The organism is Streptomyces sp. B1866, from assembly GCF_031932565.1.
Taxonomy (GTDB): Bacteria; Actinomycetota; Actinomycetes; order Streptomycetales; family Streptomycetaceae; genus Streptomyces.
In genome coordinates this window covers 1-370 of sequence record NZ_JAVSCF010000642.1, presented here as the reverse complement: position 1 = coordinate 370, position 370 = coordinate 1, and the positions used below count along the sequence as shown (strand labels likewise).

The window sequence follows — 370 nt, the reverse complement described above, 5'->3', positions numbered from 1 at the left end:
CGGGGGTGAGGACGCCTCCGGCGCGGTCGACGAGGAGGGCCATTTCGTAGCCGACGAGGCCGATGTCGCATTCGGGGTGGGCCAGGACGGCGAGGGAGGAGCCGTCGGAGATGGCCATGATGAACAGGAAGCCGCGTTCCATCTCCACGACGGTCTGGTTGACGGCGCCGCCCTCGAAGATGCGGGAGGCTCCGGCGGTGAGCGAGGTCAGTCCGGAGGCGACGGCGGCGAGCTGGTCGGCGCGGTCGCGGGGGAATCCCTCGGACATCGCCAGGAGGAGTCCGTCGGCGGAGACCACCACCGTGTGCGACACCCCGGGGGTGTTGTCCACGAAGCTGGTGATCAACCAGTTCAGATTCTGCGCCGCCTG

General features: G+C 69.2%; 1 protein-coding gene. It reads right to left on the bottom strand.

Going from position 1 to position 370, the window contains the following annotated elements:
- Positions 1-370: roadblock/LC7 domain-containing protein (locus tag RKE29_RS30585; protein ID WP_312008932.1), on the bottom strand; the 370-nt coding region annotated here is incomplete at both ends.